Source organism: Methylomonas lenta (genome assembly GCF_001644015.1).
Taxonomy (GTDB): Bacteria; Pseudomonadota; Gammaproteobacteria; order Methylococcales; family Methylomonadaceae; genus Methylomonas; species Methylomonas lenta.
The window spans coordinates 1-1619 of the sequence record NZ_LUUI01000072.1 but is presented as its reverse complement, the minus strand read 5'-3'; the positions used below and the strand labels follow the sequence as shown (position 1 = coordinate 1619).

The window sequence follows — 1619 nt, the reverse complement described above, 5'->3', positions numbered from 1 at the left end:
AGTTCCAGCACCAGTGCTTCATCGAATGGCTTCACAAAGCGCATATTCACCACCGTAGCGCCGAGTTTTTTACCGACTTCCACCGCAGGCGTCACCATACTGCCCCAGGCCAAAATGGCGATGCGTCCGCCTTGGTGGCGAATTTCAGCCTTGCCGATTTCCAGCTCAGACAGATCTGAATCGACGCTGGCACCCGGACCTTTGCCACGTGGATAACGTACCGAGGCTGGACCTTTATAATGAAAGCCCGTGGTCAACATCTGCCGACATTCATTCTCATCGGCCGGCGCCATCACCAGCATATTCGGAATGCAGCGCATATAACTAAAATCGTAACTGCCGGCATGCGTCGGACCGTCCGGACCGACCAGGCCGGCCCTATCCAGCGCAAACAACACATCCAGATTCTGCAAGGCCACATCATGAATCAACTGATCGTAGGCCCGTTGTAAAAAAGTCGAATAAATCGCCACCACCGGTTTGGCGCCCTGACAAGCCTGACCGGCGGCCAGTGTCACTGCATGCTGCTCGGCAATCGCCACATCGAAATAGCGTTTTGGAAACTGTTGGGAAAACTTCACCAACCCTGAACCTTCCCGCATGGCTGGGGTAATCCCCAATAAACGCTCGTCCTGCGCTGCCATATCGCACAACCAGTTACCGAATACCTCGGTATAGGTCGGATGCGGCGACGGTGCCGACTTGGGCAGGGAATCCTTGGACGGATCGAAAGCCGGCACGCCATGATAGGCCAAAGGATCTTTCTCGGCCGGCGCATAGCCTTTACCTTTTTTAGTCACTACATGTAAAAACACCGGCCCGGAAATATCCTTCAGATTCTCCAGCGTCGACACCAGCATATCCACATCATGGCCGTCGATAGGGCCAAAATAATTAAAGCCCAGCTCCTCGAACAGGGTGCCGGGTACGATCATGCCTTTCACATGTTCCTCGGTCTTGCGCGCTAACTCCCACACGCTGGGCATACTGGACAGAGCTTTCTTGCTTTCCTCACGCATTGACGAATACAACTTGCTGGACAACACCTTGGTCAGATAATTATTCATCGCCCCGACAGGCGGTGAAATCGACATATCGTTATCGTTCAAAATCACCAGCAAATTCGCATTCACATCGCCGGCGTGATTCATCGCCTCGAACGCCATGCCGCCGGTAATCGAGCCATCGCCAATGATGGCCACCATTTTCTTGTCTTCGCCGCGCAACTGTGAAGCGATAGCCATGCCCAAGGCCGCGCTGATCGACGTGCTGGAATGGCCGACGCCAAAGGCATCGTACTCGCTCTCTTCGCGCGAAGGAAAAGCCGATACCCCGCCCATGGTACGGATGGTCGGCATACGCTCTTTACGGCCGGTCAGAATCTTATGCGGATAAGCCTGATGGCCTACATCCCACACCAACTGATCTTCCGGCGTATTGAACACATAATGCAAGGCCACGGTGAGTTCCACCGTACCCAGGCCTGCTGAAAAATGCCCGCCTGAAATACTAACCGTATGGGTCAAATACTGCCGCACCTCGTCCGCCAACTGCTTAAGCTGGTCTTTGGAGAGGGCTCTGACGTCAGCGGGGCTGTGTATGGTGTCGAGTAGGGGGAA

General features: G+C 54.5%; 1 protein-coding gene. It reads right to left on the bottom strand.

Annotated elements, in window-relative coordinates; translation table 11 throughout:
• A partial coding sequence (dxs, locus tag A1359_RS04695; RefSeq protein ID WP_066978725.1) for a 1-deoxy-D-xylulose-5-phosphate synthase occupies positions 1–1619 on the bottom strand: 1619 nt, incomplete at both ends.